This is a genomic window from Winogradskyella rapida (genome assembly GCF_042675845.1).
Lineage (GTDB): Bacteria > Bacteroidota > Bacteroidia > Flavobacteriales > Flavobacteriaceae > Winogradskyella > Winogradskyella rapida.
Genome location: NZ_JBHTKM010000044.1, coordinates 1 through 1,302, shown reverse-complemented (window position 1 = coordinate 1,302; position 1,302 = coordinate 1). Strand labels below are relative to the sequence as shown.

1 protein-coding gene is annotated in these 1,302 nt (G+C 30.3%); it reads right to left on the bottom strand.

What is annotated here, in order from left to right; all coding sequences use genetic code 11:
• Positions 1-495: hypothetical protein (locus tag ACFQ13_RS06290; RefSeq protein ID WP_386115328.1), on the bottom strand; the 495-nt coding region annotated here is incomplete at its 3' end.
• Between the last annotated feature and the right edge of the window lie 807 nt (positions 496-1,302).

Genomic DNA, 1,302 nt, shown 5'->3' with positions numbered 1-1,302 from the left:
GATTCTATTGAAATCAGAATTATAATATTCAGTGATTTTTTCATAAGCAACTCCGTCAGTACACATACTGTTAAAGAAATTTGTATTTCTTTGAAACGCAAAAGTTTTCTCTTTTTTGTCGAAATAGTGTAAATATTCAATATACCAATCTCCGCTTTCGCTTGTTGGAAATTCGCCAACCAGTACAATATTCCCATTTTTATTTTTCCAAATATTGTATGTTGTTTCTATAGTTTCTGGCCAATTTTCATTCAGTACGATTGTTAATTTTTCTTTGTTGAGTTCTTTAACTAAAACTTCTAATGTCAGTTTGTCTTGGGATTGTAAAGTGTCAACAATTATTTTTTGACTTTTTAACCTATCCAAAATATCAGGTTCAGGAAGTAATTCAGTTGAGCGATTAACTTTATCTTCTTTTATGTCTGTTTGTAAATCACTCGTTATTTTTTTCGTTTCGCCTTTTTGTTGACAAGAAACAAATATGAATATTATCAATATGTATTTTAGGTTTCTCATTTGTCCTTATGGTGGCTAACGTGTTTGTGTATGGTTAGTTGCGTGGTTGGGCAACTAAGTTAGCAAACTTTAACGAACCTGTGAATATTCCGCAGGAATATTCACAAGTAAGCTCAATAAAGCAATTAATTATACACGGTGTTGGCAGCCGTGCTTATTTTTTTGTAAGCTATGTTTTTAAGAAACTATAATTTAATATGCTTCAATTAGTCAACTTGAACATTAAAAAAATCGAGAGATAATCTGCTTTTAGTCCTGCGTTGCTGCTATTCAGACACGCATTTTACGCTCAGCTTGTAAATCCTGCGTTATATTTAAATATCGAGTAAACTTTTCAAATTCTAGCTTTTATAAATAATCAGTTAGATGACTATTCTAGTTCCGTAAGAAATTAAAATTTCCGGCTCTATTTTTTCTGATTTTACTTACTTAAAATTCTAAAAAAAAATCGCGGAAAATAAACTAGGCTTTTTTTTAACGTAGGTGATTTTGAAATGTTCAGTTAAGGTTTAATTTGAACGAAATTGTCCAGGTTTTTATTTAATCAGCAGTGTTTACCGAAATATATTCGATAAGCTTTAAATCCATCGTTTGAGTTTCCAAATAAAGGTTCTTTGATGGCTAGAATAAAGAAAGTGTTAAGTTGGGGTAGGTAAAGGCTTTTGCTGTCTGGGTGCATTGCTGCCAACGGTTAAATATATGAATAGTAAGGGATTTAAAAAGCTATTCCTTCGGGTTTTTAATAAGCCAATTTAGTAAATAAATATTTAAATTTTTAATAGATAT